Annotated in this window: 18 protein-coding genes and 1 other annotated feature; of the genes, 3 read left to right on the forward strand and 15 right to left on the reverse strand. The window is 43.3% G+C overall.

The window, feature by feature from the left end; genetic code table 11:
* The first annotated feature begins 68 nt into the window (after nt 1-68).
* On the forward strand, nt 69-521 hold the full coding sequence (locus CHF41_RS09430; RefSeq protein WP_119877035.1) for an NUDIX hydrolase: 453 nt from the start codon (nt 69-71) through the stop codon (nt 519-521).
* A 93-nt stretch (nt 522-614) separates the two neighbouring features.
* Nucleotides 615-917 (forward strand): DUF1827 family protein, encoded by a 303-nt coding sequence (locus CHF41_RS09435; protein WP_119877036.1) that lies wholly within the window; start codon nt 615-617, stop codon nt 915-917.
* 235 nt (nt 918-1,152) lie between these two features.
* On the opposite strand, the gene CHF41_RS09440 is transcribed toward CHF41_RS09435, so the two are convergent.
* The 15 genes from CHF41_RS09440 to typA all read right to left on the reverse strand — a co-directional run bounded on the left by CHF41_RS09440 (nt 1,153) and on the right by typA (nt 17,103).
* On the reverse strand, nt 1,153-1,905 hold the full coding sequence (locus CHF41_RS09440; protein ID WP_119877037.1) for a DUF6261 family protein: 753 nt from the start codon (nt 1,903-1,905) through the stop codon (nt 1,153-1,155).
* A 259-nt stretch (nt 1,906-2,164) separates the two neighbouring features.
* Nucleotides 2,165-4,963: an isoleucine--tRNA ligase gene (gene ileS, locus CHF41_RS09445; protein WP_119877038.1), complete on the reverse strand. Its 2,799-nt coding sequence runs from the start codon at nt 4,961-4,963 to the stop codon at nt 2,165-2,167.
* 12 nt (nt 4,964-4,975) lie between these two features.
* The gene (locus tag CHF41_RS09450; RefSeq protein ID WP_119877039.1) at nt 4,976-5,416 is read right to left on the reverse strand and encodes a GNAT family N-acetyltransferase; all 441 of its coding nucleotides are present in this window, start codon (nt 5,414-5,416) and stop codon (nt 4,976-4,978) included.
* Between the two features lie 29 nt (nt 5,417-5,445).
* Nucleotides 5,446-5,662: a binding site (T-box leader), on the reverse strand.
* Complete coding sequence (locus CHF41_RS09455; RefSeq protein ID WP_119877040.1) at nt 5,659-6,360, reverse strand: DivIVA domain-containing protein; 702 nt, start codon at nt 6,358-6,360, stop codon at nt 5,659-5,661. It overlaps the preceding feature by 4 nt.
* A gap of 6 nt (nt 6,361-6,366) precedes the next feature.
* Nucleotides 6,367-7,161, reverse strand: coding sequence for a YlmH family RNA-binding protein (locus tag CHF41_RS09460; RefSeq protein WP_119877041.1), 795 nt, complete (start codon nt 7,159-7,161; stop codon nt 6,367-6,369).
* Nucleotides 7,162-7,170: 9 nt separating this feature from the next.
* Nucleotides 7,171-7,422 carry a YggT family protein gene (locus tag CHF41_RS09465; RefSeq protein ID WP_119877042.1) on the reverse strand — a complete coding sequence of 84 codons (252 nt, stop codon included), beginning with the start codon at nt 7,420-7,422 and terminating at the stop codon, nt 7,171-7,173.
* 6 nt (nt 7,423-7,428) lie between these two features.
* Nucleotides 7,429-7,848, reverse strand: a complete 420-nt coding sequence (locus CHF41_RS09470) for a cell division protein SepF (RefSeq protein ID WP_240622956.1) — start codon at nt 7,846-7,848, stop codon at nt 7,429-7,431.
* 110 nt (nt 7,849-7,958) lie between these two features.
* Nucleotides 7,959-8,630: a YggS family pyridoxal phosphate-dependent enzyme gene (locus tag CHF41_RS09475; RefSeq protein ID WP_119877044.1), complete on the reverse strand. Its 672-nt coding sequence runs from the start codon at nt 8,628-8,630 to the stop codon at nt 7,959-7,961.
* A 1-nt stretch (nt 8,631) separates the two neighbouring features.
* Nucleotides 8,632-9,840 carry a cell division protein FtsZ gene (gene ftsZ, locus CHF41_RS09480; RefSeq protein WP_119877045.1) on the reverse strand — a complete coding sequence of 403 codons (1,209 nt, stop codon included), beginning with the start codon at nt 9,838-9,840 and terminating at the stop codon, nt 8,632-8,634.
* A gap of 24 nt (nt 9,841-9,864) precedes the next feature.
* Nucleotides 9,865-11,241, reverse strand: coding sequence for a cell division protein FtsA (gene ftsA / locus CHF41_RS09485; protein WP_119877046.1), 1,377 nt, complete (start codon nt 11,239-11,241; stop codon nt 9,865-9,867).
* Between the two features lie 135 nt (nt 11,242-11,376).
* The gene (locus tag CHF41_RS09490) at nt 11,377-12,399 is read right to left on the reverse strand and encodes a cell division protein FtsQ/DivIB (protein ID WP_119877047.1); all 1,023 of its coding nucleotides are present in this window, start codon (nt 12,397-12,399) and stop codon (nt 11,377-11,379) included.
* 1 nt (nt 12,400) lies between these two features.
* Nucleotides 12,401-13,468: a UDP-N-acetylglucosamine--N-acetylmuramyl-(pentapeptide) pyrophosphoryl-undecaprenol N-acetylglucosamine transferase gene (locus tag CHF41_RS09495; protein WP_119877048.1), complete on the reverse strand. Its 1,068-nt coding sequence runs from the start codon at nt 13,466-13,468 to the stop codon at nt 12,401-12,403.
* Nucleotides 13,469-13,471: 3 nt separating this feature from the next.
* Entirely contained in the window at nt 13,472-14,830 is a 1,359-nt protein-coding gene (murD, locus tag CHF41_RS09500) for a UDP-N-acetylmuramoyl-L-alanine--D-glutamate ligase (protein ID WP_119877049.1), read from the reverse strand.
* Between the two features lie 136 nt (nt 14,831-14,966).
* Entirely contained in the window at nt 14,967-15,248 is a 282-nt protein-coding gene (locus tag CHF41_RS09505) for a DUF3165 family protein (protein WP_119877050.1), read from the reverse strand.
* Nucleotides 15,249-15,252: 4 nt separating this feature from the next.
* Entirely contained in the window at nt 15,253-17,103 is a 1,851-nt protein-coding gene (gene typA / locus CHF41_RS09510) for a translational GTPase TypA (protein ID WP_119877051.1), read from the reverse strand.
* 322 nt (nt 17,104-17,425) lie between these two features.
* On the opposite strand from typA, the gene CHF41_RS09515 reads away from it, so the two are divergent.
* Entirely contained in the window at nt 17,426-17,998 is a 573-nt protein-coding gene (locus CHF41_RS09515) for an excalibur calcium-binding domain-containing protein (protein ID WP_119877052.1), read from the forward strand.
* Nucleotides 17,999-18,037: the final 39 nt, after the last annotated feature.

Below are 18,037 nucleotides of genomic sequence, written 5' to 3' on the forward strand. Positions count from 1 at the left end.
AAGAGTATCGGCTTTCTTTTTCCTATATTTGTGTTATAATTGAAAAAAATCATAGTTGAGGAAGACCAATGACACAGGCTACATTTGGTAAAAAAGAAACAGGAGTGACCTATCAGAATCGCTACGGCGTCTACGCTGTCATTCCCGATACAAAAAAAGAGCAGATTATTCTCGTGCAAGCTCCGAATGGCGCTTGGTTCCTTCCAGGAGGGGAGATTGAAGCTGGAGAAAATCATTTGACTGCTCTCAAGCGTGAATTAATAGAAGAACTGGGCTTTACAGCAGAAATTGGTGAATATTACGGTCAGGCTGATGAATACTTCTACTCCCGTCACCGTGACACCCACTACTACAATCCTGCCTATATCTACGAAGTGATCAGCTACCACGAAATTGGCCAGCCCCTCGAAGACTTTAACCACCTAGCTTGGTTTGACATCGATACAGCGATTGAAAAGCTCAAACGCGGCAGCCACAAATGGGGCATTGAGCAGTGGAAATTGGCTCATCAAGACAACTAATACTCGTCAAATGTTGATTTTTATCGAGTATACGGCTAGTCAAATCCCCCTAAGAGTGCTATAATAAATGCAAAGAATGATTGGAGGTCAAGCATGAAAATCATCAACACGACAAACAGTCAAGCACAGCTCGTGCAAAACCAATTAGCAAACACAGATGCCTTTTTGGTAGAGACCTACTCTGCTGGAAATACAGATGTCATCTTCACCCAAGCACCCCTTCACTACGAACTCTTGATTAGCAACAAATACCGCGCTGTTCAAATGCTAGAAATCGAACAAATTCGGGACTTCTTCCTCAAACGCAAGATTGATACCAAGATTATTAATCAAGCAGGTATCCAAACCATTCATACTGACCGCTTGATTGAAATGTCGATTCCGATTGTGAAATAAGATGAACGAGGCTGAGACAAAAATGTCCAGCCTCGCTTCTTTTATAGTTTGAACAGTTTGACGTATATCAATAGTCAGGGGAGTGACTATTGATACCCGAGCCTAAAAACTAGAAAGCGAAGATGACAAAATCGATTTCTACGACATAACGATTTTTGTCTCATGCCCGTTTTACATAAAGCAGTATTTCAGAGCAAGCAAAAAGCCGAGACTTCTCGGCTTTTCTCATTATCAACTAGACATCTAGTGCGGGGATTTTTTCCTCCTCGCCCACCTGTAAAGACTTACGTTTTGTGTAGCGTTGGCGGATGACATTGAGCTCCTTGAGAAGATCGCTGAGCTCTCGCCTATCGGGATAGGCAGAAGTCATGATTGCTGTAAAATCGACAAAGAAGTTATAGAGTTCAAATAGTTGTGCCCGCAAAATCTTCACCTGACTAGGCATTTGCCCTTTTTCTTCTTCCAAATGCAGCTTATAGATACGGTCAAATGTCGCTTGTGCCGCAACCAACTGTTCCAGATAGGTGGTTAAATAGAGGCTCGACAAGGCTTGTTGGCAGTCTTTCCTTGCGAGAACCTTGAGCAGTTGAGTGATTTTGACACTTTCTTTCTCATAGCTATCTGTAACACTCACCTTGTACTCTTTGAAGACCGTCGATAAGGTGTCATAGGCAGACTTAGTTGCAGGTTCTGTGACACGAGAAAAGGCTCGAATCAAGTTTGACAGGGTTAAGACTGTAGCATCTCGTGCTCTATCTGCCGTCTCCAAAGACTGGGCCGTTTTACTGCTAGTTTTGATGAGGGAGACTTTTTGAAAGGTGTCAAGTACAGTCGAAAATTCCTCTAGCTTTTTGGAATAGACAGCCTCCACCTTATACTCTTTAATAAAACTTGCAATCGCTTCTCTACTTTCGATCATCAATTGAAGAAAGCTAGCGCTATCTAACCCTCTTACTGCCAAATGTTTAATACCATACGTATAAATCATAAAACTCTCCTTTATATTTTTTATGGTTCGCTTTATCTATTCGTAACTTCCTTCAAAAAATAATCAAACGTAAACATTCGGAAGCAAATCTTCAATGAAAAATAGCAGAATTCAAATCGAGGGAGATTAGTTACAACGAAAATCGTCAGACTTGGAACCAAGAGAAAGCAAAAAAACCGAGAAATCTCGGTTTTTGCTGTATCGTTTTTCATTTTCCGTTAGTTGGACACGACCTAGAAAAGGTAATCACATTGATTATCTATTTCGCTTCAAATCCTTCTGCAACCGCTTCTGAGAAGTTTGCTTCAAGGACTGAGGCACAGTGGTCACAGACGGTTGCAAGATGTGGATTACTATTCGTTCCGACACTTGTATCAAGGCGGCGGCAACGCTCACAGACTTCTCCTGCTGCACGTTCAACGCTAAAGGCTACATCTTCAAAGGTTACGCTACCCTCTGGTGCTTCTCCGTCTGCAATTGTCAAGTCTGACACGATAAGAAGCTGCGCCACATCACTACCAATCGCGTTTAGTAGCACCTTGGTCTCTTCGTTTGGATAAACTGTCAAATGTGCCTCAAGAGATTTACCGATGACTTTTTCAGTACGTGCTTCTTCCAAGGCTTTTTGCGCTTTAGTTCGGAATTCCATAAAGGCTGCCCAAGTGTCCAAGATTTCGTCTTGGTTAGCAAAGGTTTCTGCGGCTGGCAATTCTGCTAGTTGGACGAAGTCTTCTGCTTCATGCTCCAAGTAAGACCAGATTTCCTCTGCTGTATGCGGCAGGATTGGAGTCAAGAGCTTGGTCAATTTGACCAACATGTCATAGAATACGGTCTGCATTTGACGGCGCTCCAGCGATTTTGCCCCTTCAATATAGACAACGTCTTTGGCAAAGTCTAGGTAGAAGGCTGACAAGTCAACCGTAACAAAGTTCACAATAGTCTTATAAATATCCAAGAATTTGAAATCCGCATAGGCTTCGCGAATGCTTGCGACCACTTGATTGAAGCGGATAGTCATATATTTGTCCACAGGACGCAAGTCCTCATAAGCTACGCTATCTGTTGCTGGGACAAAGTCTGAGGTATTGGCAATCAAGAAACGAAGGGTATTGCGGATTTTCCGGTAGGTTTCTGAAACTTGACTTAAAATATCCATCGAAATCCGTACATCATTGCTTGAATCAACACTGGTTACCCAAAGGCGCAAGATTTCCGCACCAAATTGTTTTTCCACATCACTTGGCAAGATGGTATTTCCAAGAGACTTAGACATCTTCTCCCCTTTTCCATCCAAGGCAAACCCTTGCGAAAGAATCTGCTTGTAAGGAGCAACTCCGTTTGAGGCAACAGAGGTGATGAGTGATGAGTTGAACCAACCGCGGTACTGGTCAGAGCCTTCCAAGTAGAGGTCTGCTGGATAGCTGAGTTCTGGACGGGTATTCAAGACACCATTCCATGACGAACCTGAATCAAACCATACGTCCATGATGTCAGTTTCCTTGGTAAATGCGCCGTTTGGAGATCCTGGGTGAGTAAAGCCTGATGGCAAGAGATCCTTGGCATCTCGTTCCCACCAGATGATGGAACCATGCTCTGCAAAGAGTTCTGCGACATGTTCAATCGTTTCTTCTGTCATAATTGGTGTTCCATCTTCTGCATAGAAAATTGGAAGTGGCACACCCCACGCACGCTGACGAGAGATGACCCAGTCACCACGGTCACGAATCATGTTGTAAAGACGAACTTTCCCCCATTCGGTATGGAATTTAACTTTTTCGATTTCATCAAGAATATCCTGACGGAATTTTGATACGGAAGCAAACCATTGTGGCACAGCACGCCAGATGATTGGTTTTTTAGTTCGCCAGTCAAATGGGTAGGAGTGAGAGATTTCTTCTTGGGCAAGGAGAAGGTCGCCTAATTTTTCGATAACGGTTGGCACAACCTTATCATAGAATTGTCCTTCAAAATCAACTCCAGCATTTTCCATCATGATACCGCGTTCATTGACAGTAACAGCGACTTCCAAGCCATATTTAACACCGACATTGTAGTCGTCCTCACCAAACCCAGGTGCGGTATGGACGATTCCTGTACCAGAGTCAAGGGTAACATGGTCACCATTCATGACCAATTCGTCTTGTGCTTCGTCCCATGGGTGTGCAGTCACGATGCGGTCCAATTCTTGACCCTTATAGCTTGCGACTACTTGTGGATTCTCCCAGCCGAAACGCTCTGCGAGGCTGTTCAATAATTCTCCTGCTACGACAAATTGACGATTGTCATTTTCAGGTTTCACAACCACATACTCAAAGTCAGGCCCCACAGTCAATCCACGAGAAGCGGTAATGGTAAATGGTGTTGTCGTCCAGACAACGATATAGGTATTGGTATCTAAGATTCCTTTACCGTCTTTGACACGGTTGGCATAGTAAAGAGAGGTTGAAACCAAGTCATGGTATTCGATTTCAGCTTCTGCAAGAGCTGACTCAGATGACCATGACCAGTAGACTGGCTTTGCACCACGGTAGATATAGCCTTTTTTAGCCATTTCACCAAAGACACGGATTTGAGCCGCTTCAAAGTCTGGTGTCAAGGTCACATAAGGATTATCCCAGTCACCAGACACACCGAGGCGTTTGAAATCCTCACGCTGCTTGTCTACTTGGCTAAGAGCATAATCACGGCAGAGTTTGAGGTATTCCACCAAGTCCATCTCCTTGCGTTTCACACCTTGCTTAGACAAGACTTGCTCGATTGGTAGACCATGCGTATCCCAACCTGGAATATAAGGCGCATAGAAGCCTGACATAGACTTAGAACGCACGATGATGTCTTTTGAAATCTTGTTCATAGCGTGTCCAACGTGGATATTCCCATTGGCGTACGGAGGGCCGTCATGCAAGATAAAGTGCGGTTTGCCTTCGTTTAATTCCTGACGTTTTTGGTAGAGCTTTGCCTCTTCCCATTCCTTTTGCCAAACTGGTTCTTTGGTTGGCAAGCCAGCACGCATTGGAAAGGCTGTTTTTCCAAGATTAAGGGTTTCTTTTAGTTTCATAAGTTCTCCTTTTTAAAATTCTAATGTCATTACGATTTCATTGGTGGCTAGGCCTGTCGATTGAAAGCCTAGACTGTCTAAAATCCCACGCATCTTGTGATTTCCGACCACATAGCTGGTGACTAGACGCTTGCAAGTAGAATCATTCTTTGCATAGCGAATGACCCACTTCAAGGCTTCTGTACCATAACCACGATTTTGATAGGCTTGGTCAATCATCAAGCGCCAAATCAGATAACTTTCCTCCTCTTGCTGTTTCATCAAGAGCAGAAAGCCCACCACCTGATTTCCTGCTAGAATCGCCAAGGGCTCAAGCTCGTCCTTTTCACGATAGAGCCAGGCTTGTGCTAGCGAGTAGAGATTAGAAGCCAGACGGCGCTCGTCTTTTTGGGCGACAGACAGCCCAAGGACTGCATCAAATGTTGTCTCATCTACTAGTTGTAATTTTATCATATCACTATAACAATAAAAAAACCTCCGTCAGAAAGGACGAAAGTTCGTGGTACCACCTTAGTTCAGACAGGCAGACTTTGCCTATCCCTCAATTGCTCGTTAACGGAAAGCAAACCGTTTTTCCTTACTGCTTTCAGGAAAAATCAAATAGAATGATGATGAGATAGCTAGGGAATGTAGGTCTTCCACCGTCACCTACTCGCTGAAAATATTGTTATCTTTTCGTGTTTCTATTATCTGTTTTATTCTTCTGTTGTTGCTTCGTAATCTTCAACTGATGCTGCTTCTTGCTCAAGAGCTTCTGCCTGTCTTGCTAATTCAGCCATTTCTTCTGCTGACATTTGACGTGTTACATCCAAATCATCTTCAGGTGTATCCACTGACTCAGCCAAGGCTTCTTCTAGAACTTCACGGAAAGCTTCATCACTCGTTTGCAAGTAAGAAGCTGTTGGACGTAAAATTTCCTCCCATTCAGGCGAATCAACCAAGGCCAACTGGCTCTCAATAGTTGATTTGAGACGTTGATGGAAGACACGTGTCTTGTTCTTCAACTCTTCTGTCTCAACGGCCACTTTTTTGGCATTATCCGTTGCAGTACGTAGAATTTCATTAGCCTTGTCCTTCGACACATTGAGCAAGGATTGGCTGTCGTATTCTGCTTGCTTGATAATGTTAGCTGCTTGTTCTTTCGCAGCAACCTTCACTTTCTCAGCTGTATCCTGGGCCAAAATAACAGATTGACTGAGTGATTCTTTCAATTCGTCAAAGTAAGCAAGACGATCTTTCAAAGATTTGATTTCGATTTCTTGCTCATGATTTTTCCGAACGAGTTCTTCATAATCATCGGTGACAATGTCCAAAAATTCGTCTACTTCTTCTGGATCATATCCTCTAAATTTAGTGCCAAATGTTTTATCTTTGAGCTCTAATGATGTAAGTGCCATAGTTCCCTACTTTCTAATAACTTCTAATTCTAATTTTACTTTACCGTGTTTGGTGTATCCGATGATTTCTTTGAGACGAATTCTGCCAAAACCCCTGACACTGACTAACTGTCCTACTTCTAGGTTTTTCCCGACTTGTGTAACAGGAGAATAATCGACCTTGACTTGCTTTGTTTCAACCAATTGACTGGCCTTCAAGCGCCCCATCCGAAAGACTGCTGAGACGACTTTATCGAGCCGTAAACTCGACACAAGAATCTGCTCCAGACTGGCGTCTGAAAGAGAACCGACTGTCACCGATTGGATGTCTCGTTCCTGGAAGTTGACTGGTGTCCGACTAATCTTTTCAATATCGCTCATCAGAATCGGAACAAAGCGCTTGTCTAAGAGGACATAGGTATGTTCTTCTTCTAGCAGAATATCGCCGATATACTCACGTTTCACACCCAAGCGATTGACCAGGGTTCCTAAAATCTGAGAATGGGTCAAGGTCGCATATTTTCGTGGATAGAGAACCTCGACCATGGCCATTTCAAAATCATTTTCATCCAAGACGTAGTAGTCTGGTGCGATGATGCCACGTGAGTATTCTGTCACAATCAGGCTGCGACTACTCCAATAGCTAAGCTGAAAATGAGCAGCGATAGACTGTGCCATCTCATCCTGCTTGGGATTCAAAAAAGGAGTCAGTCGATAAGAATAGGTCATGTCCACCTGCTGACAGAGATCGATGACCTTTTCAATAAATGCTTTTTCTTCTTTTGGAAAATGCTGGAATAAGTGCTGATAGGTTTGATTCATAGCTTAGCTCTACAACAAATTGATTAAGATTCTCGACAAGAGCTGAATCAAAAAGTATAGCAAAAAGATGGTGAAATCTAATCCAAAAAATTGCAACTTCAAGCGTCTAAAAGGTTCCAAAACTGGTCTGACCAGACTGGTAATGAAACGGCCAATCGAGCTATCATAAGCACTTGGAATCCAGGAAAGCAAGGCGTAAGCAACCAAAACATAGGAATAAATCTTCAAAGCTCTCAATAGGATAAAAATAACAAACGCCATTCGTTCCTACCGTTTCATATCAAAGTCAAAAGCTGCCTCTGATGTATAATGAGGAGCACTTGAGCGAAGTTCTTCCATATTGACTGTTACTTTTGCTGGAGTCAAGAGCCACATGGTATTTGACACCTTTTTCAAATTGCCTGAAAGGACTGAACGGGCTCCATCAAGATAATCGAGACAGCGACGAGCTTGTGTTTCAGACATGTGCTGGAAGTCAATTAAGATACTAGCATCATCGATTAACAATTGGACAATCTCTGGTGCATCTTCGTACTTTTTAGGGTACTTAATATCAATCGTTGAGTTTCCAGTAGCCGTCTTCACAACGGATTGTTCTTCTAGCTGTCTGGTAACTGGTCTTGCACTTGCTTGAGAACGCGTAAACTTAGCTGGTTCTGTCGGTGTTGGCGTAGGAGCTACTCTCATCTTAGGTCCCTCGTTTTCTAATGCGTACGCTTCTTGCTCTCTGTCGTCGTCTATTTCAAAGTAATTAATTATATTTTTAAATGTATCTTTAAAAGCCACGTTTTTCTTCCTTATTTAAAAAATGCTGTCCCGATACGGATAAAGGTTGCTCCGCAAGAAATGGCCTCTGCAAAATCACCACTCATTCCCATACTGAGTTCCGTAAAGGGCATATGGGGTAGATTTCTAGCCTGCAATTGCTCTCTTATTGACTTTGCCTCTGAGAAAATAGTCATGAGTTCTGTATGACTGGCTTCAAAAGGGGCCATGGTCATCAAGCCGACAATTTCCACCTTATCAAGGGACGACAATTGTTCCAAGACCTCATCTAGCTCTTCCACAAGAAAGCCGTGTTTGCTTTCTTCCTTAGAAATATTGACTTGCAGGAAGCACTTCATGGGTTTTTCAGCTCGTTTTTGGATTTCCTGTGCCAGTTTGACCGAATCCAAAGCATGAAAATAATCGACATAATTGATCACATCTTTTACTTTTCTTCTTTGTAAGCTGCCAATTAAGTGCCAGGTGAGTCCTTGGTCTGACAAGGCTTGGTACTTCTCTAAAAATTTATCTACTCGATTTTCGCCAATATGCTGAATTCCAGTAGCAACCAAGTCTTTAGTAATAGAGCTGTCAACATACTTGGTGACAGCTATTACATTGACTAACTCTTGAGAACGATGTGCATGTTTCTTAGCTTGTTCAATAGCAACAAATACAGCATCTTTATTCTGTTGTAAATTCATCTTAACGATTTCTAAAGAATGGCGGAGTGTCTAGCTCATCCTCTTCTTCATCCATCGCAAACTTCTCAACTGAAACGGTTGAATGATTTGTATTTTCAGCTGGACGAAGAATGTTTTCGCGACGCAAATCCCATTCACCAAAGGCTGACGCCTTTGAAGCTGGAGCTTCTGTCTGCGCTACTGGTTGTGAAACAGGGCGACCGATTGGTGCATGTGCATAATCTACACGTTGACGTACTGGTTTTTCACCTGTTTCTTGACGAACGCCTGTTGCGACAACAGTCACACGGATTTCGTCTTTCATCGTCTCATCAATAGAAGTTCCAAGCCAGATATTGACACCTTGGCCAGCTGCTTGATGAACGATTTCAGATGCTTCTTCTGCTTCTGTCAAGGTCATGTCGTAACCACCTGTTACATTGACAATGACATCATTTGCACCATCGATAGTTGTTTCAAGAAGGGGTGAGTAGATAGCCTTACGAGCTGCTTCTACGACACGCTCTTCACCAGAGCCGATACCGATTCCCATGAGGGCATTACCCTTGTTTTCCATAACCGTCTTCACGTCTGCGAAGTCCAAGTTAATCAAACCAGGGTTGGTAATCAAGTCTGTAATTCCTTGAACACCTTGACGAAGGACGTTATCTGCTTCGCTAAGTGCTTCTAGAAGCGGAGTTTTCTTATCAACGATTTCAAGAAGGTTGTTATTTGAGATAATCAACAAGGTATCAACCTGCTCACGAAGGCCTTCGATTCCTTCAATTGCAAAGTTTCCACGTTTGTTTCCTTCAAATCCAAATGGACGAGTAACAACGGCAACTGTCAAGGCTCCCAAGCCTTTTGCAATACGGGCGATGACTGGCGCAGCACCTGTACCAGATCCACCACCCATGCCAGCAGTAATGAAGACCATATCTGCGCCTGTCAATACATTGGTAAGAGCCTCTTCGCTTTCTTCAGCTGCCTTACGACCAACTTCAGGTTGGCCTCCAGCACCGAGTCCACGAGTCAATTTTGGACCTAATTGAATAACGGTTTCCGCTTTTGAGCTGCTAAGCGCTTGAACATCAGTGTTCGCTGCAATAAATTCAACACCAGAAACGCCTTCTTCAATCATGCGGTTAATAGCGTTTCCTCCGCCACCGCCAACACCAATAACTTTAATGACAGCGCCATGAGCTGCTGCTGCTTCAAATGAAAATGTCATAGTTTTATCACCTTTTTTCTTTTCTTATTCAAACATGCTTCCAAACAATCCACGAATGCGATCTGTGATCTTCACTTTTGACTCGTCCTCTTCTGACTCTGAGTAAGGAACATAAGGCCGTTCTTCAACAGATTCAGTAACAACTTCCGTTGGTGCTTCTGATTGAACTGGCTGAATAGCTGGACGAACTTTCGGTGCACTCAATGGAATGTCGATTGGTTTTTGTCGAAGTGTAGCTTCACCGTTCACAGCTGCTTGCGCAATCATTTCAACTTCATCCAAGCTACCAACGTATTCCACTAAGCTAATGACATGAGCAAAGGCTGGGTTGCGGATACCAATCTGATTTGGTACGTATAGTTTGGTATTAACCCCAAAAATCTCTTGGGCAAGTTCTGTAATACCAGGCAATACTGCTACACCACCGACCAAGACGATACCCCCTGGCAAATCCAAGGCACGTGTTCGCTCCAAGTCTTGCTTCACACGGGTGAAAATCTGACGAAGGCGGGCAGAAATCACTTCTGACAAGTAGCGCTCTGTCACTTCGACTGGAGCTGATTCTCCAATCACTTCGACCATGAATTTTTCTTTTTCACTAGCTTCTTGTGGGTAAGCAATTCCGTAATTGAATTTCAAGCTTTCAGCAATGCTTTGAGAAGTTGTCAGCACCTTAGAAATATCTTTGGTGATGTAATCGCCACCTTCTTGATAGATGTTGGTGTATTGCAATTCTTGACCACGCATTACTGCAACAGTTGTCTGTCCACCACCAAGGTCAATGACGATGGCACCAAATTCTTTTTCACCTTCGTTGAGAACTGAACGAGCCAATGAAAGCGGAGAAATCACAACATTTTCTACTTGAACGCCTGCGCGTTCAACGGTCTTACGCAAGTTGTGCAAGATTGTACGCGGACCAGTATAGAGCATGCCACGCATCTCTAAACGAATCCCCATCATACCACGAGGGTCTTTGATGCCTTGGAACCCATCTACCACAAACTCTTCTGGTATAAAGGAAATCACTTCACGTTCTGGAGTCATGCTCTTTGTTAGAGCTGATTTCACAACATTTTGCACATCTACGTCTGTAATTTCTTGTGAATCTGTTGTTACTGGAATCATCCCTTGCGTAGGCTCGATTTGAAGGAGGTTTGCTGGCAAGCCAACATTTACCTTATCAATCCGAATACCAGCTTTTTCTTCAGCTTGTGCAATCGCTGTTTTAATCGCTTTTGCTGCGACGTCAATATTGACAATAATTCCATCTTTCACGCCTGAGCTTTTGACATTGCTCACGCCAATCACATTCATTTCGCCTTCTACATACTCTGCAACCAAGACTTTAACGGAGCTTGTACCGATATCTAATCCCGTAAAAAAGCCATTTCTAGCCATCTTGTCAGTCCTCTCTTACTTCTCAAACTTTTTAAGAATTTTTAGTTCAATGTTTTAAATATAATTATTCACTCTTCATTATACCATACAATATTAAAAAATGGTGATAGAAAAGCTTTTTTCTGTTATTTTTTTCTATTTTGTATAGCTAAATGCACCGACCTCCATGTCCACGACACTAGGGACAAAAAGTCGCTTGGCTATGTTAGGGTAGTAGGGAAGTTTTGTGTCAATCTCACTGAGAGGGATAATCAAGGTGTTCCCATCGTGCATGGTCATGGTCAATAAATCCGTAGTTACCTTGCTTGGGGTCAAATCGATACTCTCTATGTTACGTACTATTTCGGAATCAATCGTTGCTAATTGTAGTGCAAGTTCCTTAACCAAATCTTTATTTGTTAAGTTAATCAAGGTGTGTTGCTCTGGCAGTGCCTCTAGTGGCATGGCTGTTTCAGAAATGTTTCCACTCGATAGCACCAAGCGGTATCCATCCTTATCTTTTAGATAGCCAACTTCCGTGAATTCTTCCACATGAATCGTGAAACGATTAGGAAATTGGAAGGTCATCTGATCTGATTTAACAACGTTGCTGCTGTGTTTGATGTTGTCTTCAATGTTTTTGGTCTCAAGTAAAGTTGTCAAGGCGTAGTCCTTACTCGAAATTCTGCTGTAACGAAGAACAGTCTCTGTATCGATCCGCTGATTTCCAACAACTTCAATTTTCTTTTCTTTACTCAAAGGGCTGATGAAATAGACAGCTAACAAGATCCCCATCATGGCTACCGCAATAATTGGAACAGCTTGTAAGAGGGCCTTGCGGGGAATCGGAGTTCGCGTTACTACTGGCTTTACTTCTAGATCCTGAGAATGCCTGATACTATTTGCGTCCTTTACCTTCTTGGTTTTTACTTTCTGACTCAACTTAGGAGAATGCGCCGGGGCTTTTTCTTCTGGCTTTACTTCTTCTTGTTCTGATTCTACCTCTTGTTGGCTCGCCAAATAAGCCTGATGCCGTTCCTTCCATTGAGCAAGAAAATCGCTTTCTGCTTCTGGTTCCATCTTGGTCTCAGGTGCTTGTTCTTCTACTTGGCTTTCCGCTTCTTCTTGTAGGTCTTGCGGTTCCTGTGTGACTTCTTCCAAGGAGTCCTTTTCCGTCATTCTACGCCTTTCTTTCTATATCTTCTTTCAGCAATTGATAAAAATGATCCAGTGTTTGAATCTCAGTCGAATGTGCCATGTTCTCGATATAGCCTTCTTTTTCTGCCAATAACTGCTCTACTGTCGCCACTAAAGTATCAAAGGCAAGCTCGTCTTCATCTAACTGCTTGGCATAGCCTTTTTCTTCAAAATAACGGGCATTTTCCAGCTGATCGCCACGACTGGCCTTACGACCTAGAGGAACAATCAGATGCAGTTTTTGCATAGCAACCAGCTCAAAAATAGTATTGGAGCCACCACGAGTGATGACCACATCAGCCTCATTCATCAAGGGTTGATACAAATCTGTTACGTAATCTACACGGTATAGTCTCGGCGATAAGTGATTGAGACTACTATCTCCTGTTAGATTGATGATATTAAATCGCTCCGTCAATGCTGTTTGATACTGGCTAATCAGGTCATTAAAGACCTTAGCCCCACCTGATCCCCCCACAAAGAGCAAGGTTGGCAGGTTTTCATCGAGCTGGCTGATAATTTCAGGGAGCTGAATCAGAGTTACGTTTTTGGCTGTTGCTACTTTGGTCACGGCCCCCACATGCTTGACTTTTACTAAGTCACTACTTTGCTCAAAAGTACTGTACATGGTGGTCGCAAATTTGTAGGCGATTTTATTGGCCAAGCCCATGGACAAGTCCGACTCATGGATAAAGACAGGAATGCCTAATACACGCGAGGCAATGACAGGTGGCACCGACACAAAGCCACCTTTTGAAAAGAGGGCTTGTGGGCGGATAGATAATAAAATAGCAATCGATTGGACAATGCCCCAGACTACCTTAAAAACGTCTAGGAGATTTTGCCAGGAAAAATAACGACGCAATTTCCCCGTTGCAATCCCATGAAACTGAACATCTAGTCCTGACTGGATGAGCTGTTGGTATTCAATTCCCTTGCGATCACCGATATAGTGTACTTCCCATCCGTCCTTGAGAAATCGTGGAATCAACAGGAGATTCAAGGTTACATGACCGACTGTTCCACCCCCTGTAAAGACTATTTTTTTCATACATTATCTCTTTCTCTTCAATTCCTCAATGGTCTTAAGGAAACTATCACCACGGACCTCAAAGTTGGCATACATATCCCAGCTGGCATTGGCAGGGCTTAGTAAAACAATATTTCCTGCGGTAGCCAGTTGATAGGCTTTTCTCGTTGCGTCTGCGACATCTTGGGCATCTATATACGACACTCCAGCCTTATCCGCTGCACGTTTCACACGAGGGGCAGACTCACCTAGAACAACCATGTGTTTTAAGCCTACTAAATCTGGTACTAACTCGTCAAATTCATTGCCACGGTCAAGTCCACCCGCAATCAAGATGACCTTGCTATTGTCGAAACCAGACAGGGCTTTTTGGGTTGCTAAAATATTGGTTGACTTGCTGTCATTGTAGAAAGTCACTCCCTCTAGCTGACCTGCGTGTTGCAGACGGTGCTTCACTCCGCCAAAGGTTGACAGGGCTTCTTGAATAGCTTGATTGTCCACTCCCATAATCTTTGCAACCGCAATTGTCGCAAGCGCATTTTCAACATTGTGGCTACCTGGTACACCGATCTCGCTTGCCGCCATGATACGCTCCCCTTTAAAGTAGAGCTGGCCGTCTAAAAGATAGGCTCCATCAACCGTTTCTTGTGTTGAAATAGGTATCACTTGGGCCTTGGTCTTACTAGCCAACGAAGCCGCAATTTCCTGATTCATATTGAGGATAACCATATCATCTGCTGTCATCTCTTCTTGAATCCGCCACTTGGCTGCCACGTATTCTTCAAAAGAGCCATGGTAGTCGATATGAGTCGGCATCAGATTGGTAATGACTGCGATATGGGGACGAAAGGTTTCTGTTCCCATGAGTTGGAAAGAGGACAATTCCATAACGAGAACATCCTCTTTAGTCGCTTCTTGGGCAACAGATGAGGCTGGAAAGCCAATGTTTCCACAGAGCTTAGCTGGTCGTTGCCCCTGATTGAGGACTTCAGCAATCATGGTTGTGGTCGTTGTTTTTCCATTTGAACCAGTAATACCAATGATTGGTGCTTCTGAAATCAGATAAGCCAACTCCACCTCTGTCCAGACAGGAATGCCTTTTTGAAGTGCTTTTTCAACCATAGGATTATCATATCGAATTCCTGGATTTTTCACCAAAAGAGCAAAGTCTTCATCTAATAATTCCAAGGGATGGCTACCGCATATCACACGGATTCCTGCTTCTAAGAGAGCTTGGGCTGTTGGATTTTCCTCAAAAGGTTTTCCGTCATTAACCGTGACAATAGCGCCCAAGCGATCGAGCAGACGCGCCGCTGCCTCACCTGACTTGGCAAGGCCTAGAACCAATACTTTTTTGTTTTCAAATTGTTTTACGTGCTTCATCTTGATACCATACTTTCTATACCTAGCCTATCTATTTTACCTTGAATGCGCTCCTTTTTCAAGCGAAAGTAAAGAGGCTAGAGAAAATTTCCCTAGCCTCTTTGTTCTCTTGTTTAAAGAACTTCATACACCTTGTCTACCGATACCGATAGGGCCTTCTCTTTGGACCTACTGTTTTATCTGGCCTATCCAAGAAATAAATATCGCGCATGGCCCATAGCCCAACCACAACCATTCCGATAACGAGCCACATCTCTGGTGGAGATTGTAACACTTTCAAAAAGCCCAGTAGTAAAGCAATCAAGAGTCCAACCACAATAAAGACTGCCGCCACCACATTCATAGTGCCCTTGATATTGCTCGGTGCGGCGAAAATATAGAATAGTACCAACATAATGGCAACAATCAGATAAAACATAGGCTTAGCCCTCTTCGGCTGCTAATTTTTTCTTCTTAGCGGCTTTGTCACGTTCCGCTTTATTTAAAATTTGTTTGCGTAGACGGATAGATTCTGGTGTAACTTCCATGTACTCATCGTCATTCAAGAATTCAAGCGATTCTTCCAAAGTCAAGATGCGCGGTGTTTTAATCACGGCTGTTTGGTCCTTGGTTGCTGAACGCACGTTGGTCATAGCTTTGGCTGTCGTGATGTTCACTGTCAAGTCGTTTTCACGAGAATTTTCCCCGATAATCATTCCCTCATATACTTCTGTACCTGGGTTAACGAAAATCGTTCCACGTTCTTCAATCCGCATGATAGAGTAAGTGGTTGCTTTTCCTGCATCAATTGAAACCAAGGCGCCACGGTGACGACCACCAATTTCACCTGGAACGACTGGAAGGTATTGGTCAAAGGTATGATTCATGATTCCATAACCACGAGTCATTGAAAGGAATTCGGTTGAATAGCCAATCAAACCACGAGCTGGTACAAGAAAGACCAAACGTGTCTGACCATTTCCCGTTGCCTGCATATCAAGCATTTCACCCTTACGCTCAGAAAGACTTTGGATAACAGAGCCTTGATATTCTTCAGGAGTGTCAATTTGTACGCGCTCAAATGGCTCCATTTTCACACCGTCTACTTCCTTGATGATAACTTCTGGACGTGATACTTGAAGCTCATAACCTTCACGACGCATAGTTTCAATCAAGATAGACAAGTGCAATTCACCACGGCCTGATACCGTCCATTTATCTGGTGAGTCTGTTGCATCAACCCGAAGCGATACGTCTGTTTGCAACTCTGCTAAAAGACGTTCTTCGACCTTACGAGAGGTGATCCATTTCCCTTCACGACCTGCAAATGGTGAGTTATTCACAAGGAAGGTCATTTGAAGGGTTGGCTCATCGATACGAAGCACTGGTAGCGGCTCAATGACATCTGTAGGTGTCACAGTTTCTCCAACGAAGATGTCTTCCATACCAGAAACAGCAATCAAGTCTCCTGCTTTTGCTTCTTGGATTTCCTTACGTTCAAGACCGAAGAAACCAAAGAGTTTTGTGACGCGGAAGTTTTTCGTTGTCCCGTCTAATTTTGAAAGGGTTACTTGGTCACCAACTTTCACTGTTCCACGGAATACACGCCCAATACCAATACGGCCGACGAAATCATTATAGTCCAAAAGCGACACTTGGAATTGCAATGGCTCATCTGAGTTGTCCACTGGAGCTGGAATATGCTCGATAATGGTATCAAAAATTGGAGCCATGGTTTCTTCTTGATCTGCTGGATTATCAGAAAGAGACGATGTTCCATTGATAGCCGATGCGTAGACTACTGGGAATTCCAACTGGTCATCATCTGCACCCAACTCGATAAAGAGTTCTAAGACTTCGTCCACAACTTCTGCTGGACGAGCTGACGGTTTGTCGATTTTGTTGACCACGACGATTGGGGTCAAGTTTTGCTCCAAGGCTTTTTTCAATACAAAACGCGTTTGTGGCATGGTTCCTTCATAGGCATCGACCACAAGGACAACCCCGTCAACCATTTTCATAATCCGCTCTACTTCTCCACCGAAGTCCGCATGTCCTGGTGTGTCCATGATGTTGATCCGAGTTCCGTTATAGGCAACCGCTGTATTTTTTGCAAGGATGGTAATTCCACGCTCTTTTTCAATATCGTTTGAATCCATTGCGCGCTCATCTAACTGTGTACGCTCATCAAGCGTTTGAGATTGCTTGAGCAACTCATCCACCAAGGTCGTTTTCCCGTGGTCAACGTGAGCGATGATCGCGACATTACGAATATCATTTCTTAAATTTGTCATATCTGCCTCTACTTTGTTTAGTTTAACTAAAAAAGTATATCACAGATTTCCATAAAAAGCACTGATAAGCTGATTGTAAATGTTTTCAGATAGGGATTTGAAAATAGTACATCCATTCCTGTCTTCTTTTGCAGTTTGGAAAACGCTTTTATTCAGTTTATTTTTATGCTATACTAATCTCATAAATGAGAAAGAAAAAAGGAGAACCTGATGAAAAAGAGACTGTCTTTATTTCTAGTCGCTGTCTGCAGTAGCCTTGCATTATTTGGTTTTACTCATGTAAAAGCAGATACTCCTATCTATCGTCTTTATAACCGTACGAATGGGGGAGCTCCTCTATACGACATCTGAAAACGAAAAAGATGTTTTATTTAAACAACATGGTTGGGGATATGAAGGTATTGCTTGGAATGCTCCTGATTCTGGAACTCCTGTTTATCGCCTTTACAACGCTGGTTTACAAAATCATCTCTATACTTCAGATGTCAATGAAGTACAGACCCTAATCCGTAAGCATGGTTGGACTGCTGATAATAATGGTCAGCCCGTCTTTTACTCTGGTGGTTCTGCGCCAATCTACCGGGTCTACAACTTTAAATTAAGAGGCCTACATCATTGGACAACCGACGCTAATGAGTACTCTATCCTCCCGAGACATGGCTGGCAACAAGAAGGGGTTAAGTTCTACGCCAATTCCTTAGGAGCACCACTCCAAACTCAATATGCTACACCAGCACCAACGCCAAAACGGCCAAGCGCAGGAACAGGCGCAAACGCGTCTTACTATCCAAATTGTGCAGCAGTCAGAGCCGCTGGTAAAGCCCCTATTTATAAAGGTCAACCCGGTTACGGACCCCATCTAGATCGAGACGGAGACGGTGTTGCCTACGAGTAAAATCAGCAATAACTAAAAAGGGAGTAAAGCTCGATCGCC

This window comes from Streptococcus respiraculi (genome assembly GCF_003595525.1).
In the GTDB taxonomy this organism is placed as follows: domain Bacteria; phylum Bacillota; class Bacilli; order Lactobacillales; family Streptococcaceae; genus Streptococcus; species Streptococcus respiraculi.